This is a genomic window from Pseudomonas mandelii (assembly GCF_006438925.1).
Classification (GTDB): Bacteria; Pseudomonadota; Gammaproteobacteria; order Pseudomonadales; family Pseudomonadaceae; genus Aquipseudomonas; species Aquipseudomonas mandelii_C.
This window is the reverse complement of the sequence record NZ_RCZA01000007.1, coordinates 150638-173631: the sequence shown is the minus strand read 5'-3', so window position 1 is coordinate 173631 and position 22994 is coordinate 150638. Positions and strand designations below refer to the sequence as shown.

Annotated in this window: 24 protein-coding genes and 2 pseudogenes; 6 read left to right on the top strand and 20 right to left on the bottom strand. The window is 58.4% G+C overall.

Features of this window, described 5'->3' with window-relative positions:
* Positions 1-83 precede the first annotated feature (83 nt).
* The 8 genes from EAH74_RS17695 to puuE form a co-directional block, all read right to left on the bottom strand.
* A complete protein-coding gene (locus tag EAH74_RS17695) occupies positions 84-869 on the bottom strand; it encodes an outer membrane protein OmpK (protein WP_140680101.1) in 786 nt (261 codons plus the stop codon).
* Positions 870-1244: 375 nt separating this feature from the next.
* A complete protein-coding gene (locus tag EAH74_RS17690) occupies positions 1245-2030 on the bottom strand; it encodes an outer membrane protein OmpK (protein WP_140680100.1) in 786 nt (261 codons plus the stop codon).
* Positions 2031-2190: 160 nt separating this feature from the next.
* Positions 2191-3549 (bottom strand): nucleobase:cation symporter-2 family protein, encoded by a 1359-nt coding sequence (locus EAH74_RS17685; protein ID WP_140680099.1) that lies wholly within the window; start codon positions 3547-3549, stop codon positions 2191-2193.
* A 178-nt stretch (positions 3550-3727) separates the two neighbouring features.
* Positions 3728-5029: a urate hydroxylase PuuD gene (locus tag EAH74_RS17680; protein WP_140680097.1), complete on the bottom strand. Its 1302-nt coding sequence runs from the start codon at positions 5027-5029 to the stop codon at positions 3728-3730.
* A gap of 50 nt (positions 5030-5079) precedes the next feature.
* Positions 5080-5583, bottom strand: a complete 504-nt coding sequence (locus EAH74_RS17675) for an ureidoglycolate lyase (protein WP_010456681.1) — start codon at positions 5581-5583, stop codon at positions 5080-5082.
* A gap of 141 nt (positions 5584-5724) precedes the next feature.
* Positions 5725-6720 (bottom strand): allantoicase, encoded by a 996-nt coding sequence (gene alc / locus EAH74_RS17670; protein ID WP_123366237.1) that lies wholly within the window; start codon positions 6718-6720, stop codon positions 5725-5727.
* 90 nt (positions 6721-6810) lie between these two features.
* The gene (uraD, locus tag EAH74_RS17665) at positions 6811-7326 is read right to left on the bottom strand and encodes a 2-oxo-4-hydroxy-4-carboxy-5-ureidoimidazoline decarboxylase (RefSeq protein ID WP_140680096.1); all 516 of its coding nucleotides are present in this window, start codon (positions 7324-7326) and stop codon (positions 6811-6813) included.
* Positions 7323-8249: an allantoinase PuuE gene (gene puuE, locus EAH74_RS17660; RefSeq protein WP_059404690.1), complete on the bottom strand. Its 927-nt coding sequence runs from the start codon at positions 8247-8249 to the stop codon at positions 7323-7325. Before puuE ends, uraD begins: the two co-directional genes overlap by 4 nt.
* Positions 8250-8681: 432 nt before the next feature.
* On the opposite strand from puuE, the gene uraH reads away from it, so the two are divergent.
* Positions 8682-9035, top strand: a complete 354-nt coding sequence (gene uraH / locus EAH74_RS17655; RefSeq protein ID WP_111449004.1) for a hydroxyisourate hydrolase — start codon at positions 8682-8684, stop codon at positions 9033-9035.
* Between the two features lie 183 nt (positions 9036-9218).
* On the opposite strand, the gene EAH74_RS17650 is transcribed toward uraH, so the two are convergent.
* Positions 9219-9845 (bottom strand): LysE family translocator, encoded by a 627-nt coding sequence (locus EAH74_RS17650; protein WP_033057156.1) that lies wholly within the window; start codon positions 9843-9845, stop codon positions 9219-9221.
* Positions 9846-9924: 79 nt separating this feature from the next.
* The gene (locus tag EAH74_RS17645) at positions 9925-11274 is read right to left on the bottom strand and encodes an NCS2 family permease (RefSeq protein ID WP_140680094.1); all 1350 of its coding nucleotides are present in this window, start codon (positions 11272-11274) and stop codon (positions 9925-9927) included.
* 231 nt (positions 11275-11505) lie between these two features.
* On the opposite strand from EAH74_RS17645, the pseudogene EAH74_RS17640 reads away from it, so the two are divergent.
* Positions 11506-11796, top strand: a pseudogene (locus EAH74_RS17640) (PLP-dependent aminotransferase family protein); the annotation flags it as partial.
* 169 nt (positions 11797-11965) lie between these two features.
* On the opposite strand, the gene EAH74_RS17635 reads toward EAH74_RS17640, so the two are convergent.
* The 8 genes and pseudogenes from EAH74_RS17635 to EAH74_RS17600 all read right to left on the bottom strand — a co-directional run bounded on the left by EAH74_RS17635 (position 11966) and on the right by EAH74_RS17600 (position 16835).
* Positions 11966-12337: a glutathione S-transferase N-terminal domain-containing protein gene (locus tag EAH74_RS17635; protein WP_140680093.1), complete on the bottom strand. Its 372-nt coding sequence runs from the start codon at positions 12335-12337 to the stop codon at positions 11966-11968.
* 100 nt (positions 12338-12437) lie between these two features.
* Positions 12438-12983, bottom strand: coding sequence for a GTP cyclohydrolase I FolE (gene folE, locus EAH74_RS17630; RefSeq protein ID WP_010456659.1), 546 nt, complete (start codon positions 12981-12983; stop codon positions 12438-12440).
* Positions 12984-13005: 22 nt separating this feature from the next.
* A pseudogene (locus EAH74_RS33390) lies at positions 13006-13290 on the bottom strand (site-specific integrase); the annotation flags it as partial.
* A gap of 90 nt (positions 13291-13380) precedes the next feature.
* Positions 13381-14055, bottom strand: a complete 675-nt coding sequence (locus EAH74_RS17620) for a polysaccharide lyase family 7 protein (RefSeq protein WP_140680092.1) — start codon at positions 14053-14055, stop codon at positions 13381-13383.
* Between the two features lie 250 nt (positions 14056-14305).
* Positions 14306-15040: an XRE family transcriptional regulator gene (locus tag EAH74_RS17615; RefSeq protein ID WP_140680091.1), complete on the bottom strand. Its 735-nt coding sequence runs from the start codon at positions 15038-15040 to the stop codon at positions 14306-14308.
* 119 nt (positions 15041-15159) lie between these two features.
* Positions 15160-15717 carry a Smr/MutS family protein gene (locus tag EAH74_RS17610; protein WP_008146127.1) on the bottom strand — a complete coding sequence of 186 codons (558 nt, stop codon included), beginning with the start codon at positions 15715-15717 and terminating at the stop codon, positions 15160-15162.
* A 75-nt stretch (positions 15718-15792) separates the two neighbouring features.
* Positions 15793-16113: a hypothetical protein gene (locus EAH74_RS17605; RefSeq protein ID WP_056740391.1), complete on the bottom strand. Its 321-nt coding sequence runs from the start codon at positions 16111-16113 to the stop codon at positions 15793-15795.
* Between the two features lie 131 nt (positions 16114-16244).
* Positions 16245-16835, bottom strand: a complete 591-nt coding sequence (locus EAH74_RS17600) for a cysteine hydrolase family protein (protein ID WP_008146122.1) — start codon at positions 16833-16835, stop codon at positions 16245-16247.
* A 238-nt stretch (positions 16836-17073) separates the two neighbouring features.
* Here EAH74_RS17600 and prmB point away from each other — a divergent pair, with 238 nt between their 5' ends.
* Positions 17074-17982, top strand: coding sequence for a 50S ribosomal protein L3 N(5)-glutamine methyltransferase (gene prmB / locus EAH74_RS17595; RefSeq protein WP_123366254.1), 909 nt, complete (start codon positions 17074-17076; stop codon positions 17980-17982).
* A gap of 105 nt (positions 17983-18087) precedes the next feature.
* Here prmB and EAH74_RS17590 read toward each other — a convergent pair whose 3' ends face one another.
* Both EAH74_RS17590 and EAH74_RS17585 read right to left on the bottom strand, forming a co-directional pair.
* On the bottom strand, positions 18088-18879 hold the full coding sequence (locus EAH74_RS17590; RefSeq protein WP_140680089.1) for a hypothetical protein: 792 nt from the start codon (positions 18877-18879) through the stop codon (positions 18088-18090).
* Positions 18880-19010: 131 nt separating this feature from the next.
* Entirely contained in the window at positions 19011-20009 is a 999-nt protein-coding gene (locus tag EAH74_RS17585) for an alpha/beta hydrolase (protein WP_140680088.1), read from the bottom strand.
* An 83-nt stretch (positions 20010-20092) separates the two neighbouring features.
* On the opposite strand from EAH74_RS17585, the gene aroC reads away from it, so the two are divergent.
* Genes aroC through EAH74_RS17570 form a run of 3 tightly spaced genes read left to right on the top strand, consistent with a single transcriptional unit; the run spans position 20093 to position 22987 of the window.
* Complete coding sequence (gene aroC, locus EAH74_RS17580) at positions 20093-21184, top strand: chorismate synthase (RefSeq protein ID WP_140680086.1); 1092 nt, start codon at positions 20093-20095, stop codon at positions 21182-21184.
* A gap of 28 nt (positions 21185-21212) precedes the next feature.
* Positions 21213-22364, top strand: coding sequence for an MFS transporter (locus EAH74_RS17575; protein WP_170206628.1), 1152 nt, complete (start codon positions 21213-21215; stop codon positions 22362-22364).
* On the top strand, positions 22361-22987 hold the full coding sequence (locus EAH74_RS17570) for a methylthioribulose 1-phosphate dehydratase (protein ID WP_140680083.1): 627 nt from the start codon (positions 22361-22363) through the stop codon (positions 22985-22987). Before EAH74_RS17575 ends, EAH74_RS17570 begins: the two co-directional genes overlap by 4 nt.
* Positions 22988-22994 lie beyond the last annotated feature (7 nt).

The window sequence follows — 22994 nt, the reverse complement described above, 5'->3', positions numbered from 1 at the left end:
AGCAGGCCCGCTCCCACAGTTGAAATGCATTCCAATGTGGGAGCGAGCCTGCTCGCGAAGACGTCCTTACAGACGCCGCCGGATCAGAAGTGAACCTTGACCAGGAAACTGGTTACGCTCTGATCGGTTTTGAAGCCCTGACTGTCTTCAATACCGTACTTGTTTTTCCAGTAGTCATACTCGACGCCGACGTACAACTGCTTTTCGCCAAGGTTCAGCGCTTTGCCCAAGTCGTATTTGACCTGTGGATTGAAGTGCAGGTTGGCGTGGTACTCGCCTTTTTTGTTGACGTCGTTGTCGACCACCCAGTCCATGAAACCGTCGATCAGGATGTTCGAATCGCCCACCGGGATGGTGTAGGACCAGACCGGAGTGACCTGCCAGATATTGTCACCTGGGCGGTCGCCTTCGGTATGACGGTTGTAGAAGTTCAGCTGGAAGTAATCGAAGCCCGGGATCGCCAGGTCAAAACCAGGTCCGATCAGGTAGGACTCGGTATCGTTTTCACCGAACTCGTAAGTCATGGCCAGCAGTACGTCTTTGATCGGGCCGAATTCGAGCTTTTGGTCGAAGATCTTGCCGAACGACAAGCGTGGGCTGATCTCGCCGTAGTAGGTGTTCGAGCCAGCGTAGCTATCGTCTTTGCCGTTGTAGAAGATCTTGTCGACGAACATGAAGTTGTCGCCGTATTTCCAGCCATCGACGTGTTCGAAGGTCACCGTCTGCTGAATGCGCGGGTTGACCTGGAAGTCCTTGCCATACAGGTAGGTCAGGCTGTTGTTCTGCCATTGCAGCAAGTCGCCGGCCATGGCCTGGCCCCCGGCCAGCAACGATCCCGCCAGCATCAGGCTAGTGCACGTACGTTTCATTCGGTTGCTCCCAAAAAGTAGGTGGTTCCACGTTATTTTTCTAAGGTCGGCGCTCTGGTGTGGCGCCTTTTTCTGTAGCTGTAAAAAATCATCCAGTCGGTCAGCTTCAGTGCTGTTAGCAAGAGCTGAGCCAAGGCTTTTGAAAAGCCAAAAAACTCCCGCTCGGCTGCTCAAGAGCAGTCGATTGAGAGAGGTTTTGGAGTGCCTTGGTACCGTCCAGCGCCGGGATAAGTTGGCTTTCTGGTCAGGAATTAAATCCGGGCTTTTTTTTAGACCAGATTCGGGCGGCCGCGGAGAATACTGACTCCTTGGCCAGGTCTCAAGTGCCCCGCAACAGCGCACCGACGACAGGTTTGGAGCACGGTTGCGGATCATCTAGAAATGCACCTTCACCAGCAGGCTGGTGGTGTTCTCATTAGTGTCGAGGTTGGCGTTGTTTTCGATGCCGTATTTATTTTTCCAGTAGCTGTATTCGACGCCGACGTACACCTGTTTCTCCCGCCAGCCCAAGGCCTTCCCCAGGTCATATTTGATCTGGGGGTTCAAGTGCAGGTTGGCGTGGTAGGTGCCCTGTGAGTTCTGGTCGTTATCCACGACCCAGTCGATGTAGCCGTCGATCAACAGGTTCGAGTTGCCCAATGGCAGGGTGTAGGACCAGGCCGGCGTGATCTGCCAGACATCGTCGCCGGGACGCGAGCCTTCGGTCTGGCGATAGTAGAAGTTCAAGGTGAAAAAATTGAAGCCCGGTACCGCGAGGTCGAAACCGGGGCCGATCAGATAGGCCTCGGTGTCGTCTTCGCCATTCTCGTAGGTCATGGCCAGCAACACGTCTTTGATCGGGCCGAATTCGAAACGGCGCTCGAGGATTTTTCCGAAAGACAGGCGCGGACTGAACTCGCCGTAATAGGCGTGAACGCCTTTGTTCCGGTCTTGCTCGCCGTTGTAGTAAGTGCTGTCGACGAACAGGAAGTTGTCGCCGTACTTCCAGCGGTCGGCGTGCTCAAAGGTTATCGTCTGCTGGATCGACGGGTTGACCGCGAAATCCTTGCCATACAGATAACTCAGGCTGTTGGTCTGCCACAGCAGTAAATCGCCGGCCATGGTCTGACTGGCGGCCAGTAGACCACCGCCTAACAGCATGTTTGTCTGTGTGCGAATCATCTGTTGCTCCCTCTTGTTTTTATTGTTTGAGGTGCAGGCTGCCGCTGACCTGTGGGAGCGAGCTTGCTCGCGATGGCGTCAGTTCAGTCAACACTGATGTTGAATGTGATACCGCCATCGCGAGCAAGCTCGCTCCCACAGGTTCTGTGGTGCTGATGTATTAGTGCGGGTGCGCGTGGCAGTCGTTGATGGCCGCGCGTTCGGCGCCGCCGAGGATGTTGAACAGCAGGTTCAGCGACAGCGCACTGAGCGTCGCCATGGCAATTCCGCTGTGGGTGATCGGACTCATCCACATCGGAAGGTGGGCGAAGAATTCCGGACGGACCACCGGGATCAGCCCCATGCCGATGCTCACCGCCACCAGCAACTGGTTGCGGCGGTCACCGATGTCGGCTTCCTGAAGAATCTTGATGCCGGTGGCGGCGACCATCCCGAACATCGCAATCGCTGCGCCGCCCAGTACGGCGGGTGGAATCGATGCCACCAGAAACGCCGCTTTCGGCAACAAACTCAACACCACCAGCAAACCGCCGGCGACGATGGTCACTGAGCGGCAACGTACGCCGGTCATCTGCACCAGGCCGATGTTCTGCGCGAAAGAGGAGTGGGTGAAGGTGTTGAAGAAACCGGCGAAGAACGAGGCGCCGGCATCACACAACAAACCGCGACGCAGCATCCGTGGGCAGACGTCCTGACCGGTGATTTTGCCCAGCGCCAGGAACATCCCGGTGGACTCGACGAAGATGATCACCACCACCAGGCACATGGAAAGGATCGGTGCGAGTTCGAACTTCGGCATGCCGAAATGCAGCGGGGTCACGAATTGCAACCAAGGCGCCTGGGCCATGCCGCTCAGGTCGACCATACCGATCAGGCCGCAGAGCACGTAACCCAGGCACATACCGATCAACACGGAAATGTTGACCCAGAAACCTCGCATGAAGCGGTGGACCAGCAGGATGGTTGCCAGCACCAGCGCGGCGATGGCCAGGTAAATTGGCGAGCCGAATTGAGCGGCGCCCGCACCGCCGCCGGCCCAGTTCACGGCCACGGGGAACAGCGACAAACCGATCGAGGTGATGACTGTGCCGGTCACCAGAGGCGGGAAGAAGCGTACGACTTTGGACATGAATGGCGCGATGATCATGCCGAAGAACCCGGCGGCGATGGTCGCGCCGAAGATCCCTTGCAGGCCGATGCCTGGCATGCCGGCCATGGCGACCATGCTGCCGACAGCCGCGAAACTGGCGCCCATCATCACCGGCATACGGATGCCCATGGGGCCGATGCCCAGCGACTGCACGATGGTTGCGATCCCGGCCACCAGCAGGTCGGCATTGATCAGGAAGGCGATTTCTTCACGACTCAGGCCTGCGGCCTGTCCGATGATCAGCGGCACCGCGATGGCTCCGCCGTACATCAGCAGAACGTGTTGCAGACCGACCAGGATCAGTTGCAAAAGGGGTAAGCGCTGAATGGCGGGTGCGTCGGGGATGCGCGCTTCGGATAGCTCGGACATGCAACACCTCGGATCTTTTTTATTCTTGTGATTTTGTGCATCAGGCAAACCTGTGGGAGCGGGCTTGCTCGCGAAGAGGCCATTACTGACTGACCTGACGCTTTCGCGGGCAAGCCCGCTCCCACACAGGCGATACAAATCCTGTGGGAGCGAGCCTGCTCGCGATGCTTTTCAACGGTTAATTGGTTGGAGCTCCCTGAACAATCCACGCTCCGATCAGATCACGTTCCTGCTGGGTCATCTGGGTGATGTTGCCCAGTGGCATGATCTGGCTGGTGACGGCTTGAGCCTGGATGCGTGCAGCGTTCTGACGGATCTGCTCGGGGGTATCGAACATCACACCGGCCGGTGCAGCACTGAACAGCGGGCTGGTCGGTTTGGCCGAATGGCAAACCGCGCAACGCTCCTGGATCACACTGTGAACCTTGTCGAAACCGGGGCCGGCGTTGGACGCCTGAGCCGGTGCAGCGACAGGCGCGGCAGGTTTCGCCGCTTCAGGTTTGGCACCACCACCGAGGGCAGTTTCCGGCAGCGGCTGGTACTCGATGGTGCCAGGCGCCTTGGCTACTTCAGGCGCGCTGGGCATCTGCGCCGGGCCAGTCACGTAAGCCAGACAGATCATGCCCACTGCCGCAACGGGCAGGGTCCAGGCAAATTTGTGGCTGTCATGACGGGTGTTGAAGTAGTGACGCACCAACACCGCCAATACCGCGATCCCGGCCAGGATCAACCAGTTGTATTGGCTGCCGTAGGTGCTCGGGAAGTGGTTGCTGATCATGATGAACAGCACCGGCAAGGTGAAGTAGTTGTTGTGACGCGAACGCAGCAAGCCTTTGGCCGGCAGCGCCGGATCCGGCGTGCGGTTCTCGGCAATCGCGGCAACCAGTGCGCGCTGGGCCGGCATGATGATGCGGAACACGTTGCCGACCATGATGGTGCCGATGATCGCGCCGACGTGCAGGTACGCACCACGACCGCTGAACACTTTGCTGAAGCCGTAAGCGGCGCCAATGATCAGCACGAACAGGATTCCGCCTAGCAGGGCAGGGCGTTTGCCCAGGGCCGAGTCGCAGAGGAAGGAGTAGACGAACCAGCCGACGAACAACGAGGCGATGCCCAGTGCGACCCCTTCAGGGCCGGTCAGGCTGCTGCCCGGTGCCAGAAGGTACAGCGTCGGGTTGGAGTAGAACACCACGCACAGCAGCGCGATCCCCGACATCCAGGTGAAATAGGCTTCCCATTTGAACCAGTGCAGGTTGTCCGGCATGGTCGGTGGGGCCAGTTTGTATTTTTCCAGGTGGTAGATACCGCCGCCGTGGATCGCCCACAGATCGCCCGCCAGACCACTTTTCGGGTTAACCCGATTGAGGTTGTTTTCCAGCCAGACGAAATAGAACGACGCACCGATCCAGGCCACGCCAGTAATCATGTGAACCCAGCGCACGCTCAGGTTCAGCCATTCCAACAGATGTGCTTCCACAGTCTTTACCTCTCGCCTGTCACTCTGTTGTCGAGTGATCAGACCTTCTCTTATTGGTGGGGGGCAAGGATCAAACGCTCATCCTCTTTGAAAAAATGCTCATCGCAGTTATTGCCTGTGCCACTGCGATCAACCACCAGGAAGTCATCCCGCTTTTCGATCGTCAGCACCGGATGGTGCCAAACGCCGCGATGGTAATTAATGCCCTGCCTGCCGTTGGTGACGAAGGCGCGGACCAAGCCTGATACAGGTTCATCGCCAAGTGGCGCGACCACGATCAGAAAGGGGTTGCCGAGCAGCGGAATGAAAGCCTGGCTGCCCAGCGGGTGACGCTCCAGCATGCTGACGGTCAGCGGCATGTCCTGCGCGTCGGCGCGGAAGATGCTGATGATCGCGTTGTCCTCTGGCGTGGCGGTTTGCACCGTCGCCAGTTTGTGAAAGCGCATGGTCGAACCGTTGTTGATCATGAAGTGATCGCTGCCGTCGGTTTCGATCACGTCACCGAAAGGGGCGAAGGCTTCTTTGGTCAGCGGTTCAATCGTTAATGTGCGCATGCTGGTCTTCTTTTCTTTGAAATTTGATTTCGGTTCACTGCGTTCCCTGTAGGAGCTGGCGAAGCCTGCGATCTTTTGACTTTGCTTTTTAAGATCAAGATCAAAAGATCGCAGCCTGCGGCAGCTCCTACAGGCTCAGCATTACTTCGCGACCTTGCCCAAAACGCGCAGGCGACTCACACCACCATCCGGGAACACGTTCAAACGGATGTGGGTGATCGGCCCCAGCGCCTTGATCTGCTCGGCGAAGGTGTGTTCGGCGTGCATTTCCAGTTTCTGCGCCGGTAGCAATTCGCGCCAGAACAGCGATTGGGTTTCGATCTGGCTGTCGGTGCCGCCCTTAACGAATGCGCCCTGGATCGAGCAGGTGTCCGGGTAGTTGCCCTTGAAGTGCAGGGTGTCGACGATGACTTTCTCGATTTCGCCGGCATGACCCAGCGCGACAATGACCCAGTCATTGCCTGGCGTGCGACGGCGCGCGGTTTCCCAGCCATCGCCCATGTTGATGCCACGGCCCGGGTTGAGGATGTTGCTCATGCGACCGAAATGTTCGTCGGAGCAGGCGAGGGCGCGGCCACCGTTCAGGGCTGCTGCCAGATCAACTTGCTCGTTGTCGCCCACAGCGGACCAGTCGCGGAACGGAATACCGTAGACACGCAGACGGGCCACGCCACCATCCGGGTAGATGTTGAAGCGCAGGTGGCTGAACGCCTGGGCGTTGTTGATTTCGTGGTAGTGGTGGCTGTTGCCTTGCAGCTCGACGGCGGACAGCACTTCAGTCCACTGGGTATTTTCGTCCGGCTCGCCCGAGGCCAGGAAGCACGCTTCCAGGGAGGCCGACGGCGGGAAGTTGCCGGTGAAGAATGAAGTGTCGATGTCCACGCCCTTGATCGAGCCCGGAACGCCCAGACGGATCACTGCGCTGTCGTAGCCTTCGAAGCGCTTGCGGCGCGACTCCCAGCCGTCCATCCACTTGCCGTTGTCATCGAACACGCCCTCCTTCCACACAGCCGGGGTCGGCTGGAACAGACGGTTGGCATCAGCGAACCAGTCATCGGTGACCGAGATGATTTTGGTGCCCAGGCGGGCGTCGGCCAGGTTGACGAACTTCTCGAAAGGTACGGCGTAAGCTTTCATTCTTCTTGTCTGCCTTTAATTAGTTGGCTTGGGATGCTCTCAGGGCCCAGGGCTCGTTCTGCGTTCGGAAACTTGCTCGGGCCAAGGTCGCTATAGGGTCAGTAATCGGAACAGGGCGATCTTGTTGATCTCCGCCAGCGCGCATTTGAACTCGGTGTCTTGCGGGTTGTGAATGCGCGTTTCGAACGCCGCGAGGATCTGATGCCGGTTGCTGCCTTTTACCGCCATGATGAAGGGAAACTTGAACTTGGCTTTGTAGGCGTCGTTCAGCTCGGTGAAGCGCTGGAACTCTTCGGCCGTGCATTGGTGAATACCGGCGCCAGCCTGTTCATTCGTGCTGGCTTCGGTCAGTTGGCCCTGGACGGCAGCTTTGCCGGCCAGGTCCGGGTGAGCGTTGATCAATGCCAATTGACTGGCGTGATCGGCGCTCAACAGGATGTCGCTCATGCGCTGGTGCAGGGTTTCGATCTCGTCGATCGAAGCGTCCTGGCCCAGGTCGAAGCCCTTTTCGGCCACCCAAGGCGAATGTTCGTAGATGTCCGCGAAGGCGGCGACAAACGCGTCGCGGCTCAGGGTCGACGGCTTCAGGGTTTGGAAGTGACTCATTTCGCGGCCCCTTGGTACGGGTGGGTTTCGTGCCAGTGGCGAGCGATGTCGACGCGACGGCTGAACCACACCTGTTCATGACTTTTAGCGTATTCGATAAAGCGTTTGAGCGAGGCCAGACGCGCCGGACGGCCAATCAGACGGCAGTGCAGGCCGATCGACAACATCTTCGGCGCTTCGGCGCCTTCAGCGTAAAGCACGTCGAACGCGTCTTTGAGGTATTCAAAGAAATCGTCGCCCTTGTTGAAGCCCTGAACCTGGGTGAAGCGCATATCGTTGGTGTCCAGCGTGTACGGAATCACCAGGTGCGGCTTGCCGGTCGGATTGTTCGGTTCCCAGTAGGGCAGGTCGTCGTCGTAGGTGTCGCAGTCGTAGAGGAAACCGCCTTCTTCCATCACCAGTCGACGGGTGTTCGGACCGGTGCGGCCGGTGTACCAACCCAGTGGACGCTCTCCGGTGATTTCGGTGAGGACGCGGATCGCTTCGAGCATGTGCTCGCGTTCCTGCGCTTCGTCCATGTACTGGTAGTCGATCCAGCGATAGCCGTGGCTGCAGATCTCGTGGCCGGCATCGACCATCGCGCGGATCACGTCCGGGTGACGCTGGGCGGCCATGGCCACGGCGAAGATGGTCAGCGGAATGTCGAATTCCTTGAACAGTTTCAGAATCCGCCAGACGCCGGCACGGCTGCCATACTCGTAAAGGGATTCCATGCTCATGTTGCGCGCGCCTTGCAACGGCTGCGCCGAGACCATTTCCGAGAGGAAGGCTTCGGATTCTTTATCGCCGTGCAGGATATTGCGCTCGCCACCTTCTTCGTAATTGAGCACGAAGGACAAGGCGATGCGGGCATTGCCCGGCCAGTGTGGGTGAGGAGGGTTACTGCCGTAACCGATCAGGTCGCGTGGGTAGTCAGCGCTCACTGCAGTCTTCCTTCTTATTCGTTCGACTTGTTCAAGGTCAGGTTTGTGAGGCGGCCAGCAGTGTGATGACAGGCTGGCGTCACAGCGATGGGCTGATTGTATACAACTTTATATCCACTTTGTAAGCCTGTTTTTTTGCATTTTTCACTGACTGTCATCTTTACATGTTATTGCAAGAAACCTGCCCGATTGGTCAGCTAATGGATGGAAGGTCCTCTGGCCCTATGGCTCGGCGTCAGATTCGGTGGGAATCCCTGAATGATGGATCTAACGGTAAATATGTTGTTTTTATTGTGTACAATTTTTTTGAAAAGTGTCTTAATCAGTCGCTCGCCGCAGCTTTTCGTGCTCCGAATCGGTGCGGTCTCCTTTTCAACTGACTTCGGGAGGCGCGAGGTCTGACTGCTCCACGCAGGCAGGCGCGCAGAATCAATGGGACGTTTGACTACACACGTTTTGGACGCTGCACACGGTTGCCCGGGCAGCTCGATCAAGGTCGAGTTGTACCGCGTTGAAGGTTCGCAGCTGGAATTGGTGGCCACAGCAGTCACTAACAGCGACGGCCGGGTCGATGCACCGCTGCTGCAAGGCGATGACTACCGTTCCGGGGTCTATCAGGTTCAGTTTCATGCGGGCGATTACTACCGCGCCCGTGGCGTTCAGCTGCCAGAACCCGCGTTCCTGGATGTGGTGGTGCTGCGTTTTGGCATCTCTGCGGAACAGGATCACTACCATGTGCCGTTGCTGATTTCGCCGTACAGCTATTCGACCTACAGAGGAAGCTAGGACTTTCCCCCCAGAATCCTGCGCATATAGCTTCTTTGGTCTTTCGCCCGCTCACACTGCGGGCTTTTTTTTGCCTTTGGGAAAGTCAAAAGATCGCAGCCTCGTTTCACTCGACAGCTCCTACAGGAAACCGCGATCCCTGTAGGAGCTGTCGAGTGAAACGAGGCTGCGATCTTTTGATCTTTAACGGCTCAACAAGGATGCTGCACCCGCACCACTGAACAACCCCGCACTCACCCGGTTAAACCAGCTCTGCCCCTTGCCACTGCGCAAATACCGCGCCGCACCGTGGGCACCCAGCCCATAAGCCAACTTGCACAGCAAATCCAGCACGGTCCAGGTCGCAATCATCACCAGCAGCTGCGGCAGGAATGGTTGCTCTGCGCTGAGGAACTGCGGGAGGAAAGCGGCGAAGAACAGAATGTCTTTCGGGTTGCTGGCGCCCAACATAAACGCGCGCCCGAACAGTGCGCGAAAGCGTGGCACTGGCGCAGCCTGGGGCACTTCAGCGCCGTGGGAGGGCAGGCGCGATTGCTGCCAGCTCTGCCAGGCCAGATAGAACAAGTACAGCGCACCGACGATCTTCAAGGCACTGAACAGTTGTTCCGATGCCAGCAGCAAGGCGCCCAAACCCAGCGCCGACGCACTAAGCAAGCAGATCGAGGCAATCACGCCACCCAGAAACGCCGGGTAAGAACGGCGCAAACCGTAATTCAGACTGTTGCTGATCATCAGCAAAGACAGTGGCCCCGGGATCAGGATGACCACCAGCGCAGCGCCGCTGAACAGCAGCCAGGTTTCCAGACTCATCACTTTCCTCCATTTGTGCAAAAGCCCCACCCGACGGGGTGAGGCTGTTTTGAAACACTGTTTTTGAATCGTAAACGGCTTACAAGAAAACGAACTTGGCGATGAAGATCGCGCAGAGCACCCAAAGACTGACGGAAATTTCCTTGTGCTTACCGGTGAAGGCCTTCAGCACCACGTAAGTGATAAAGCCCAGCGCGATGCCGTCGGCGACCGAGAAGGTCAGGGGCATCATGATCGCGGTAACGATCGCCGGAATGCTGTCGGTCGCTTCGTCCCATTCGATGTGCGCCATGCCGCCCATCATCAGCATCGCCACATAAATCAGCGCACCGGCGGTTGCGTAAGCGGGGATCATGCCCGCCAGCGGTGCGAAAAACATTGCGGCAATAAATAGCACACCTACGGTCACTGCGGTAAGACCAGTCCGACCACCAGCGGCTACACCCGCGGCACTTTCCACGTAGCTGGTGACCGGCGGAACACCGACCATCGCACCGAATACGCTGGAAGCACTGTCGGCTTTCAGGGCGCGGGAGAGGTTTTCGATCTTGCCATCCGCGTTCACCAGGCCGGCGCGCTGGGCGACGCCCATCAGGGTGCCGGCGGTGTCGAACATGTGCACGAAGAGGAAGGCCAGCACCACGCTGATCATGCTGACGTTGAATACGCCTGCGATGTTCATGGCCATCCAGGTCGGTGCCAGGCTCGGCGGGGCGGACATGAGGCCCTCGTAGTGCACCAGGCCCAGGCCCCAACCCGCCAGGGTGACGGTGATGATGCTGATGAGAATCGCGCCAAACACTTTGTGGTAGCTGAGTACGGCGATCATCAGGAAACAGATGGCGGCCAGCAGCGGACCAGGCTCGCGCAGGGAGCCGAGCTTGATCAGGGTGGCCGGGCTGTCGACCACGATGCCCGCGGTTTTCAAGCCGATCAGCCCCAAAAACAGGCCCACACCGGCGCCCATGGCAAAGCGCAAACTCACCGGGATGCTATTGAGCAGCCATTCGCGGATCCGGGAAAAAGTCAGAAACATGAACAACACACCGGAAACAAACACCGCGCCAAGGGCGGTTTCCCAGTTGTAACCCATGGTGCCGACCACGGTGTAGGTAAAGAAGGCGTTGAGGCCCATGCCCGGCGCCAGGCCGACCGGCCAGTTGGCGTAAAGCCCCATCAACAGGCAGCCGAGCGCGGCGGCGATGCAGGTGGCGACGAACGCGGCACCGTGATCGATCCCGGCGTCGGCCATGATGTTGGGGTTGACGAAGATGATGTAGGCCATGGTGATGAAGGTTGTCAGACCGGCAATCAACTCGGTCTTCACCGTGGTGCCATGCAAGCTGAGTTTGAAGATGCGCTCCAGCCAGCCATTGCGTAACGGCGGCGAGAGTTCCAGCGTCGGGGCTTCGGATTTGCGGCTTTCCACAGCGAGTACTCCTCAAGAGTTTTATTGTTATTTCCAGGGCCGGACCCATGAGGGTGGCAGCGACCCTTTGAGGCACTTGCGAATTTGTTGACCGCTTGGTCAGGAACTCGCACGAAGTGGATTATGCTTTTGTATACAAATAAAGCAAATAATGTTTTTGATTTTGTAGACGAAAAGTTTGGCAATAGAGATATATCGCCAGATCAGTTACGGCAAATGCAACTGACAGACGAGTCAGCCCTGGAAACGCATTTTGCGGATTTGGCGAACTGGAACGTGCCGCAGGGCGGGTTGTTTTTCTGGCTGACACTCAAGCAGCCGCTGGATACGCGTACGTTGCTCAAGGCTGCACTGGCTGCGGATGTGGCGTTCATGCCGGGCGAACCGTTCTTCCCTGAACCGGACAGCAATCCGGGGCATTTGCGCCTGAATTTCAGCCACATCGACCCGGCACGGCTGGACGAAGGGCTTAAGCGTTTGGCTGCGGTGCTGCGTCAGGCTCAGGCGGCGGAAGTGGCTTGAGGGGAGGGTAGAAATGAATAAACCGGCGCAAGGGCCGGTTTATTTTTGTCTGAAATTTGCAGTGATTGTGCCGGCCTCTTCGCGAGCAGGCTCGCTCCCACAGTTGACCACATTTTAATGTGGGAGCGAGCCTGCTCGCGAAGGCGTCACTCAGAACACCGCAAATCCTTCAGGCTGCGGCAAACCGCTTGTCCAGATAATCGATGATCACCTTGGACTCATACATCCAGGTCGTCTGGCCATTCTCTTCGATGCGCAGGCACGGAACCTTGATCTTGCCACCGTGTTCCAGCAGGGCCTGGCGATCCTGTTCGTTGTTTTTCGCGTCGCGCAACGCCACCGGCACGTTCAAGCGGCGCAGGGTGCGGCGGGTTTTCACGCAGAACGGGCAGGCGTGGAACTGATACAGGGTCAGGTCCCTGGCGGCCGTGTTGACCTGAGCCTGAACCTCGGCAGGGCGCTGCTTTTTGCCGGGGCGGGTAATGAAGTCGGTGAAGATGATCAGTTGGCCAAGGCCGACACGAAGCGCTTTAACGAACACGGTATAAGCCTCACAGGGGCAAACAGAAGGCGCGCAGCTTACCTGATTTTTCACAGACAAAAAAAACCGGCGATGAATGCCGGTTTTCTTCTGCTGCGAATTACTTGATCAGGCTGAGAAACTCACTGCGGGTGGCCGCGTTTTCGCGGAACTCACCCAGCATCACCGAAGTGATCATTGACGAATTCTGTTTCTCCACACCGCGCATCATCATGCACATGTGTTTGGCCTCGATCACCACTGCAACGCCCAGGGCGCCGGTGACTTGCTGGACCGCATCGGCGATCTGGCGGCTGAGATTTTCCTGGATCTGCAGGCGGCGGGCGTACATATCGACGATCCGCGCGACTTTCGACAGGCCCAATACCTTGCCGCTCGGGATGTAGGCGACGTGAGCCTTGCCGATAAACGGCAGCAGGTGGTGTTCGCACAACGAGTAGAGCTCGATGTCCTTCACCAGCACCATTTCGCTGTTGTCGGAGCTGAACAAGGCACCGTTGGTGACCTCTTCCAGTGTCTGTTCATAACCGCGGCAGAGGTACTGCATGGCTTTGGCGGCACGTTTTGGCGTGTCGAGCAGGCCCTCGCGGGAGACGTCCTCGCCCAATTGGCCGAGAATCGCGGTGTAGTTCTGTTCCAGTGTCACAGAGGCTGATTCCATAAGGGTTTCAGAGGGGTACTGTTTCTGTCTGTACCAATTGTGTACCAATCAAACTCTTTTCAAGCGTCCCGAGCTCACACCAGTCGGTGCTGGGGTTGATCCATCGGGCGTAGGTCGATAGCAACATCTGAACGCTATGACCGAGCTGAGTGGCAATAAACGCAGGGTTCATCCCCGACATGAGGCACATGGTAGCGTATGTGTGCCGGCAGTTGTATTGCCGGCGGGCGCGAAGCCCCAATTCGGTCAGTGCGGCCTGGAAGTGTTTGTCGGTCACGCTGGCCTGCTGGATTTTATCCGCATCCCGCTACACCCTGTCGCCAAGGTGCAGCAGTGATGCTTTCCTGAAGCCGGTATTGCTCATCAAACCGAGCAGTTCGTATCAGGCGTGAGTGATCGACAGATCGCTGATGATGCAGACAGAACCGTCTAGCGGGTCGGTGGTGTCGGAGTAATCGATCTGGTTGTACACGCCGCCGTGAAAGGCGAGTGTTTTCGTGTCCCAGGTGTTGTCGAGGCGCATGATCGCGGAAGTGGATTTGACGCCGTTACAACTAGCCGATACAGAGACGGCGCCGCTCGAATTGGCGTGAATGTTGATTTTGAAAAGTGCTCCGAGCGGCACGTTCTCCAAAATCGTCGAGTTGACCGGATCGTCCTGGAGGTAGCTTGACCGGAACCCCATGGTGATTTTCCCTTTGTTCCAGAACACCTTTACCGGAGGTCGTTCTGAGCCCTGCACATGAATCTGACCGATCACGACTTTCTGCAGCGAGTTGACTTTGGTCACTCGCATTTCTTGCCGGTTCCAGTGGTCCGCTGCGCTGGAGAACAGCCAGTAACCTGGCTCCTTCCACTCGCAGCGGGTTCGTAGCGTGCTCTTGCTCGAGGCGCCAAGTGTCGGCGCCGTCATCTGCAGCGAACCATCCTCAAGCATTGAGATGACGTCGGGGCATTCGATCAGTGCGCGCCAACCGATGAGCTCAAGCGCAATCGGGTTGGTGTCGGAGATTGGAAGCGGGGTAGCGATGGTGAAGTTGCTGATGTCTACAGTCATGGTTTTTACCTCAGTCCATTGATGTCGCTTTTTGCTCTGGTGAGCCTTGCGTTTGATGCAGGCCTACATCCCACTGCCCACTCGGTGAATGGGCAGAAGTGATGCTTGGCAGCTCCCGATCGATTTCCAGTTGGGTTGAATACAAATATGGGAGTTCCCATATTTTGTGTCAATAGGTATTCCCATATTTTATTCCGCGCCTATATTCCAGGTACAAAAAAAGCCCGCGCTTGGCGGGCTTCTCTTGAGTTCACCGTGAATACATCGCCCACCAAAAGACATGACCCAAGATCGCAAGCTGCTGCTCCTGGATCTCGGCGAAGGTGTAGTCCTCGTCCGGGTGCTCGTCGCGGTTGAAACTGCGTAGGCGGATCCCACTGGGCAGTCGGTAGACCTGTTTCACGCGGAGCTGGCCGTTGTGGTTGATCGCGTACATGTCGCCGTCGACGATGTCGCCCAGCGAGTTCTTTCCGACGTTCATGCCAACGGTAGCGCCGTCGCGCAGTACCGGGAGCATGCTGTTTCCGCTCACCACCACGCACCTGGCGTTGTTGAACTGCACGTTGTTGTGACGCAGGTCTTTCTTGAAGAAACGCAGCCTGGCGCTGTCGTTTTCTGCGATCACGAAACGGCCTGAACCGGCCGCCAGCTCAACTTCACGCAGGAAGGGGACATAAACCTCGTCGTCATCCAGGGGCGTGCTGTCGTCCCAGGGCTGGATGTCTGACATCGAAACGTTTGGAGGGGGGCGATTCAACGGAACAGCATCGGACACACCTTTAAGCATGTCACCGACACCTTCGGCCAGCCACATCGGTGAAACGCCACACACTGTAGCGATCTGGGCAGCAAAGGCTGTTGCCTTCGATTTCCCGCGCTCGAGGTCGGAGATTGAGGTTTGTGTCAGGCCTGCGCGTTCGGCAAGCTCGGTCTGATTGAGCTTGGCGTGTTGGCGGGCTGCTTTGAGTCTTTCTTTGAATTCCATCTGCGAAGTATTACGGGAGCTCCCATATCATTGCAAGTCGGCATACCTATACTGAGTGGTCGGCCAGTAGCCAAACCAGTGCGGTGGCGGACACGATGCTGCAAGCGTGGCGCACCGCTTTACTCGTCGCGACCTTCCATCATGGTCCGTTTGAGCATCACATAAACTGCTCCGGCGCCGCCGTGTTTCGCTTGGCACGAGGTGAAGCCAAGCACTTGTGAATGTTGGCGCAGCCAGGTGTTGACGTGGCTTTTGATCATCGGCCGCTTGCCGTCCAGACGCACAGCCTTGCCGTGGGTGACGCGCACGCAGCGGATTTCGAATTTGGTCGCTTCGGCCAGAAACGCCCAGAGGGTTTCCCGAGCCTTTTCCACGCTCATGCCATGGAGGTCGAGGCTGCCTTCGAACGGGATCTGTCCGATCTTGAGCTTGCGCATCTGGCTTTCCTGAACACCGTCACGCGCCCACATCAACTCGTCTTCCGGGCCAACATCGATGACGAACTGATCGGACAGCCCGTCAACGGTGGTGGCATCGGTGCGCACAGTGGCGGCCTGACGCAACTTGGCGATTTGCGCGCGGTCAGCTTTGGGTTTGCCGGTTTCGGCGCGATCGTGTTTGATCGGCTTGACGCCTTGGATCGCGCTTTTGAACAGGGAAAAATCGTCGTCTTGCATGTCAGCCTCCGCGAAGGGCGGCCAGTTTACCCAACTCGAGGCGAATGAGGCGCGAGAAAACGCGCAACGCTCGGCTCAGTCGTGCTTTTTCATCAAATGCGGGGAGATGTTCAACTCTTGCGACTGCCGCGAGCGGCGACGGCAGCGACGCCACAGCCACACGCCGAGGTACAGCACGAACAGGCCGATCGCCAGAATCACTGCCGAACCGACCCGGTTGGTATTCAACTCGCCCAGGGCGGGTGCGTGGCCAAGCAGGCTGGCTATGCCTGCCATCGCCAGCAACACACCGCTCATCGACAGCAAGGCAGCAAATGCCGCGCCGATTCGAAAACGCCAGTTGCGTTGGCCTTTGGGCCGCAAGCGGCGAGCGTCAAAACCATCGGATAACTTCATTCCGACCTTCCTCATTGGGTATCGGCCCTTCGACCGGGAGTTGACCGGGATGTTCCTGAGGCTAAGACAATTACAGCAAATGATTGGCTTTTGTGGATGAGCGGCGGCATGGACCGCTCATCGAGCGTCGATCAGATCAGTTCATGAGTCAGCGCGAGGGTGGCAAAGTTGTCCGCCATGATCGCCATTTCGGTCTGCTGTACGTGATCTGCGCTCAATACGCCGCCCTTGTAAGGCAGGTCGCGAGTCGCGCAGGCGTCTTCCACCAGCGTGCAACGAAAGCCCAGGTTCTTCGCGGCGCGCACCGTGGTGCTGACGCTGGAGTGGCTCATGAAACCGCATACGATCAGGTCCAGCGAACCGAGATTCTGCAGGCGTTCCAGCAGTTCGGTGCCGTGGAACGCACTCGGCAGCAATTTACCGATGATGGTTTCGTCGCCTTGTGGTTCCAACCCCGGGATGAACTCACCGCGCTCACCTTGTGGATCGAACAGCCCGCCGACGGTGCCGAGGTGGCGGACATGGACGATCGGCCGGCCGGCTGCACGGGCAGCGGCCACCAGTTGCTTGATGTTCGCGACGGCAGCATCCATGCCGCTCAAGGCCAACGGGCCGCTGAGGTATTCTTTCTGGGCATCGATGATGACAAGGGTCGCATGGCTCAGAACGGCAGCTGCATAACCGCGGCCGCTGAGTTGAAACATCGTTTTTGGAACGGACATTCTGGGGCTCCTTCGGGTGGGGCTTTTGCGACATTGTCCTCTGGCTGAGCGCTTCTGTGAATCGCTACCATCGTAGGCGCCGTCTTTGCTGGCTCGCAGCCTTGTCAATAGGCCCGTTTTGTTCAATAGCCGGCCGTAAAAATAGAATAGTCCTACATTCGCCCCGGTAGTTTTCCCGCGTCGTCGAGACGCGTTTTGGCTGTTAGAATCGCCAGTCGTTTTTTTTGGAGTTTGCCCCGTGATCACTTCCCGACTTCGTACCCTGCGTGACCATATCCGTTGGGCCGTCAGCCGCTTCCATGGGGAGGATCTGTTTTTCGGCCATGGAACCGACAACGCCTGGGACGAAGCGCGTCAGTTGGTGTTGGGTGCCTTGCACCTGCCGTGGGAAATCGCCGACAGCTACCTCGACTGCAATCTTGAAGAAGACGAGCTGGTCAAGCTGCAACGCATGCTCAAACGCCGTATCGAAGAACGCATTCCTACCGCCTACCTGTTGGGTGAAGCGTGGTTCTGCGGCATGTCGTTCATTGTCGATGAGCGCGTATTGATCCCGCGCTCGCCGATTGGCGAACTGATCGAAAAGCGTTTCGAGCCGTGGCTGGGCGCCGAACCTGCGCGGATTCTCGACCTGTGCACCGGTTCCGGCTGCATCGGTATCGCCTGTGCCTACGAGTTCCAGAACGCCGAAGTGGTGCTGGCCGACCTGTCGTTCGAAGCACTGGAAGTGGCCAACCAGAACATCGAGCGACACGGCGTCGATGAGCGGGTGTACACGGTGCAGGGCGATGGGTTTGATGGTTTGCCGGGTCAGCGTTTTGACCTGATCGTGTCGAACCCGCCTTACGTCGATGCGGAAGATTTCGCCGACATGCCGGACGAATACCAGCACGAACCGGAGCTGGGCCTGGCTTGCGGTGATGATGGTTTGAACCTGGTCCGTCGCATGCTCGCCGAAGCGGCGGATCACCTGACCGAGAAGGGTTTGCTGATTGTCGAAGTGGGCAACAGCCAGGTTCACGTCTCGGCGCTGTACCCGGAAGTCGACTTCGCCTGGCTTGATTTCGAGCGCGGTGGACATGGCGTGTTCATGCTGACGGCGGAACAGTGCCGTGATCATCAGGCGCTGTTCGCTTCCCGCGTTTAACCCTTAAAAGCAAAAGATCGCAGCCTGCGGCAGCTCCTACACAGGTGTACACATAACCCTGTAGGAGCTGCCGCAGGCTGCGATCTTTTTTGGGTTCGACACTGATTACCGATGTGTGGCAATCCAGATCAACAACCCCGCCTGAAACACCGCAAACGCCACCAGGCAGGTAATGGTAAAGCGCAGTCCGGTGTCTTCGCGCTTGTACTTGCTGACTTTTTCTTCGTGTTTCTTGAGTTTGACTTCCTGCTCGGCCAGATTTTGCTCGGCTTGCTGGAGCATCTGCGCCGCCTCAAGAATTTCCACGACCTGCAGTTTTTCGGTACTCCAGTCACCCAACAGGTCACCGACCTGCACTTCTTTGACGCTGCCCTTCAAATGCTGGGCGTCGGCGTAGATCACATCAAAACCATGCATCCGCAAAAAGTGATCGCGGCGCAGACGAGTGTCTTCGTTCAGCGCATCCTTGTTGTTCAGGTCTGTGCCGTCGACGGTGTAGCCGGGCCATCTCTTTTTCGCCCAGGTAATGCCATGAGCGGCCATGAAGCGACCGATGCCACGGTTCATCGGTTCGATCTGCAAACCGCTGTCAGGCCCGAAATGCACGCGCTTGGTGGCGTGATCGACCCACACGTCCAGATGATTCTGTTCCTTGCGCACGCGCTGGCCGGGTAGCGCAATGCTCATGCGCATCAGGCTGTGTTCCTTGTTGTTGCGCTCGGCGTAACCGAATTCAACAAAGCGTAGCGGCCGTCCACCGGTGTTGCGGTCGGTTTTCAATGGTGCCAGACGGAGCATCTTGTGGTGCTCGGCGTGGACGTCCGCCCACGGTAGCTCGACCACTGGTGGTGCGTCTTTTTCAGCAGTGGTGTCGGGTGAAGTCTGGGTATCAGTCATAACGGCGAGATCCTGTCCAAGCTCTGCTTGCCGCCAGTCATGGCGCTGGCGACAAAGGCTTATCGGCCGTTTTTTTCAGGACTGGAGGGTTAGGGGGCGTTCTCAACCAGTTTTCACGCCCCTAACACCGCTTAACTGGTGCGAAGTCCGTCAATAAACCCGAGGATTCGCGTGCCGAGTTCGGCCGCCAGTGGCAATTGCGGATCTTTGTAAGAGGCCAATTGCCGTTTTACATCGTTGGGCACGATGCGCATCACGTGGTTCATGCCTTCGATCAGCGCCAGCTCGGCGTCCGGTTTGGCGGCCTTCAACAGCTTGGCATCACCGACGCCGACCTGGATGTCGTTGCTGCCCTGGATGATAAGAGCCGGCATCTTCAACTTGGCGAACGCCGCCGCCGGGTCCTGGCGGAAAAGCGAAATCAGATACGGCTGCACGCTCGGGCGGAAAATCACCTGCAACTGCGGCGGCACGTTGTCGTCGGTGTGGCCGGCCTTGAGGCTGTCGAGCAGTTCATTGCTGCGCAGCATCAGCGGTGGCGGCAGGCGATTGCTCAATTGTTGGCGCAGCACCTGATCGATTGGCCGGGCGCTGCCGGACATGGAGATGACCGCGGCGGCGTCCAGGCTCGGCGCCGCGAGGCTGGCGATCAATGCGCCTTCGCTGTGGCCCAGCAGGATCAACTGGCCAAAGCGCGGGTCGGTTTTGAGCTTCTGGCCCCAAGCCTCGGCGTCGGCCACGTAGGCTTCCACCGACAGATTGCGTTCATCCGGGGTCGCCGCAAGGCTCGCCGCCACGCCGCGTTTGTCATAACGCACGCTGGCGATGTTGTGTTTGGCCAGTACCCAAGCGAGACGCTTGAGGCTGTCGTTGCGTCCGCCGTCGGGGTTGTTTCCGTCACGATCTGTAGGACCGGAGCCGGAAATGATCAGGACAACCGGTACCGGCGTGTCGGACTTGGGCAGCAATAACGAGCCGAAAAGCTCGCCGGTGCCAGTGTCCAACGTGATCGGGCGTTGCAGGACAGTGGCCTGTACAAAGCCGGTAAAGAGGGTAAGGCTCAAGGCTATAACTCGCAGCATCATCACGCCATCATGAACAAGATGCCGGTTGGACTCGCAGGCACCCATAAGGTTCGAGGATGAACTAGTTGGGTAGCCTGCGTATACTGGCGCGCATTACGTATTTGGTTCGAATTCACGGAGCGTCCTGCATGTCCGGCAATACCTACGGCAAGCTGTTCACTGTCACCACCGCGGGCGAAAGCCATGGTCCGGCGTTGGTCGCCATTGTCGACGGCTGCCCGCCGGGCCTGGAGATCTCTCTGGAGGATCTGCAGCGTGACCTGGATCGCCGCAAACCCGGCACCAGCCGCCACACCACCCAGCGCCAGGAGGCCGACGAAGTCGAAATCCTCTCCGGCGTGTTCGAAGGACGCACCACCGGTTGCTCCATCGGCCTGTTGATCCGCAACACCGACCAGAAGTCCAAGGATTACTCGGCGATCAAGGACCTGTTCCGCCCGGCCCACGCCGACTACACCTATCACCACAAATATGGCGAGCGCGATTACCGTGGCGGCGGTCGCAGCTCGGCCCGTGAAACGGCCATGCGCGTGGCAGCCGGTGCGATTGCGAAAAAATACCTGGCCACTCAGGGCATCGTCATTCGTGGCTACATGAGCCAGCTCGGCCCGATCGAAATCCCGTTCAAGACCTGGGATTCAGTGGAGGAAAACGCCTTCTTCAGCCCTGATCCGGACAAGGTCCCGGAACTGGAAGCCTATATGGACCAGTTGCGTCGCGACCAGGATTCGGTTGGCGCGAAGATCACCGTAGTCGCTGAAGGCGTAATGCCGGGCCTTGGCGAGCCGATCTTCGACCGTCTCGATGCCGAACTCGCTCACGCGTTGATGAGCATCAACGCGGTCAAAGGCGTGGAAATCGGCGCCGGTTTCGCCAGCGTTGCCCAGCGCGGCACCGAGCACCGCGATGAAATGACCCCGCAAGGTTTCCTCAGCAACAACGCGGGCGGCATTTTAGGTGGCATTTCGTCGGGTCAGCCGATCGTCGCGCACCTGGCGCTCAAGCCAACCTCGAGCATCACCACGCCGGGTCGTTCCATCGACATCCATGGCAACCCGGTGGAAGTCGTCACCAAGGGGCGCCATGACCCGTGCGTCGGCATCCGCGCCACACCGATCGCGGAAGCGATGATGGCCATCGTGCTGATGGATCACCTGTTGCGTCACCGTGGGCAGAACCAGGACGTGCGCGTGAGCACGCCGGTGCTGGGTCAGCTTTAATGGCTGACCTCACAGTCGCTGCGGCCTGATGGCCGTGGCGGCGCTCCCGTACTGGCGGCTCTCCAGTTTCTATCTGTTCTATTTCGCCTTGCTCGGTTCGACGGCGCCATTCCTGGCGCTGTACTTCGATCACCTGGGTTTTTCCAGCGCGCGCATCGGCGAGCTGGTGGCGATCCCGATGCTGATGCGCTGCGTGGCGCCGAACATCTGGGGCTGGCTCGGTGATTACACCGGCCGACGCTTGGCCATCGTGCGCTTCGGTGCAGTCTGCACGCTGCTGACGTTTTCGCTGATCTTTGTCAGCAAGACCTACGCCTGGCTGGCGATGGTCATGGCCTTGCACGCGTTTTTCTGGCACGCGGTGTTGCCGCAATTCGAAGTCATCACGTTGGCGCACTTGCAGGGCCAGACTAACCGTTACAGTCAGATCCGCCTGTGGGGTTCCATCGGTTTCATCATCACTGTGGTCGCCCTTGGCCGATTGTTCGAATGGTTGAGCCTGGATATCTATCCGGTGGCGCTGGTGCTGATCATGGCCGGGATCGTGGTCAGCAGTTTGTGGGTGCCGAACGCCCAACCGGCTCAGGGCAATCGAATTGCGGGAGATGGTTTTCTCAAGCAATTGCGCAATCCCGGGGTGTTGGCGTTTTACGGTTGCGTGGCGCTGATGCAGATGAGCCACGGTCCTTACTACACCTTTTTGACCTTGCACCTGGAGCGACTCGGGTACAGCCGTGGGCTGATCGGCGTGCTCTGGGCGGTCGGCGTGGTCGCCGAAGTCTTGATGTTTCTGGCCATGAGCAAAATCCTCGCGCGATTCTCCGTGCGACGGGTGTTGCTGGCGAGTTTTCTGCTGGCGGCGTTGCGTTGGTTGCTGCTCGGTTCGTTCGCTGAGCTCCTTTGGGTGCTGTTGTTTGCCCAGGTGCTGCACGCGGCGACGTTCGGCAGCTTTCACGCGGCTGCCATCCAGTTCGTGCAACGTAGCTTCGGCGCGCGCCAACAAGGGCAGGGCCAGGCGTTATACGCCGCACTGGCCGGCACCGGCGGCGCACTGGGCGCGTTGTATTCCGGCTATAGCTGGAATGCTCTCGGCCCTGCATTGACCTTTAGTATTGCCAGCCTCGCAGCCTTCGCGGCAGCCGTTATCATTGCCACACGTATGCAAGAGGACAGGCCATGAGCCTCACCCGTGAGCACCTCGCCCAGGAAATTATCGATGCCGGGCGTTTTCTGTATGGCCGCGGCTGGTCGCCGGCCACCAGCAGCAACTACTCGACGCGCCTGTCGCCGACTGAAGCGCTGCTGACGGTGTCCGGCAAGCACAAAGGCCAACTCGGCCCCGACGATGTGCTGGCCACCGATCTGTCCGGCAACAGCCTGGAACCGGGCAAAAAACCGTCCGCCGAAACCCTGTTGCACACCCAGCTCTACAGCTGGCGCCCGGAGATCGGCGCGGTACTGCACACGCATTCGGTGAACGCCACGGTGCTGTCGCGCCTGACGCCGCAAGACTTCATTGAATTCGAAGATTACGAACTGCAAAAAGCGTTTAGCGGCGTATCGACCCACAAAACCCGGGTGCGCGTGCCAATTTTCGACAACGACCAAGACATTGCGCGCCTGGCCGCCAAGGTGCAGCCTTGGCTGGACGCCCATCCCGATTGCGTCGGCTACCTGATCCGCGGCCATGGTCTCTACACCTGGGGTGCGCGCATGAGCGATGCACTCCGGCAGATCGAGGCCTTTGAATTTTTGTTCGAGTGCGAGTTGAAGACGCGCTCGCTCTCGAACCATAAAGCATGAACCGTTA

Bases quoted from the DNA above. Each gene is read 5' to 3' on its own strand.
- EAH74_RS17695 (WP_140680101.1), bottom strand. From the start codon at position 869: ATGAAACGTACGTGCACTAGCCTGATGCTGGCGGGATCGTTGCTGGCC.
- EAH74_RS17690 (WP_140680100.1), bottom strand. From the start codon at position 2,030: ATGATTCGCACACAGACAAACATGCTGTTAGGCGGTGGTCTACTGGCC.
- EAH74_RS17685 (WP_140680099.1), bottom strand. From the start codon at position 3,549: ATGTCCGAGCTATCCGAAGCGCGCATCCCCGACGCACCCGCCATTCAG.
- EAH74_RS17675 (WP_010456681.1), bottom strand. From the start codon at position 5,583: ATGCGCACATTAACGATTGAACCGCTGACCAAAGAAGCCTTCGCCCCT.
- alc (WP_123366237.1), bottom strand. From the start codon at position 6,720: ATGAAAGCTTACGCCGTACCTTTCGAGAAGTTCGTCAACCTGGCCGAC.
- uraD (WP_140680096.1), bottom strand. From the start codon at position 7,326: ATGAGTCACTTCCAAACCCTGAAGCCGTCGACCCTGAGCCGCGACGCG.
- uraH (WP_111449004.1), top strand. From the start codon at position 8,682: ATGGGACGTTTGACTACACACGTTTTGGACGCTGCACACGGTTGCCCG.
- EAH74_RS17650 (WP_033057156.1), bottom strand. From the start codon at position 9,845: ATGAGTCTGGAAACCTGGCTGCTGTTCAGCGGCGCTGCGCTGGTGGTC.
- EAH74_RS17620 (WP_140680092.1), bottom strand. From the start codon at position 14,055: ATGACTGTAGACATCAGCAACTTCACCATCGCTACCCCGCTTCCAATC.
- EAH74_RS17615 (WP_140680091.1), bottom strand. From the start codon at position 15,040: ATGGAATTCAAAGAAAGACTCAAAGCAGCCCGCCAACACGCCAAGCTC.
- EAH74_RS17610 (WP_008146127.1), bottom strand. From the start codon at position 15,717: ATGCAAGACGACGATTTTTCCCTGTTCAAAAGCGCGATCCAAGGCGTC.
- EAH74_RS17605 (WP_056740391.1), bottom strand. From the start codon at position 16,113: ATGAAGTTATCCGATGGTTTTGACGCTCGCCGCTTGCGGCCCAAAGGC.
- EAH74_RS17600 (WP_008146122.1), bottom strand. From the start codon at position 16,835: ATGTCCGTTCCAAAAACGATGTTTCAACTCAGCGGCCGCGGTTATGCA.
- EAH74_RS17590 (WP_140680089.1), bottom strand. From the start codon at position 18,879: ATGACTGATACCCAGACTTCACCCGACACCACTGCTGAAAAAGACGCA.
- EAH74_RS17585 (WP_140680088.1), bottom strand. From the start codon at position 20,009: ATGGGTGCCTGCGAGTCCAACCGGCATCTTGTTCATGATGGCGTGATG.
- aroC (WP_140680086.1), top strand. From the start codon at position 20,093: ATGTCCGGCAATACCTACGGCAAGCTGTTCACTGTCACCACCGCGGGC.
- EAH74_RS17575 (WP_170206628.1), top strand. From the start codon at position 21,213: ATGGCCGTGGCGGCGCTCCCGTACTGGCGGCTCTCCAGTTTCTATCTG.
- EAH74_RS17570 (WP_140680083.1), top strand. From the start codon at position 22,361: ATGAGCCTCACCCGTGAGCACCTCGCCCAGGAAATTATCGATGCCGGG.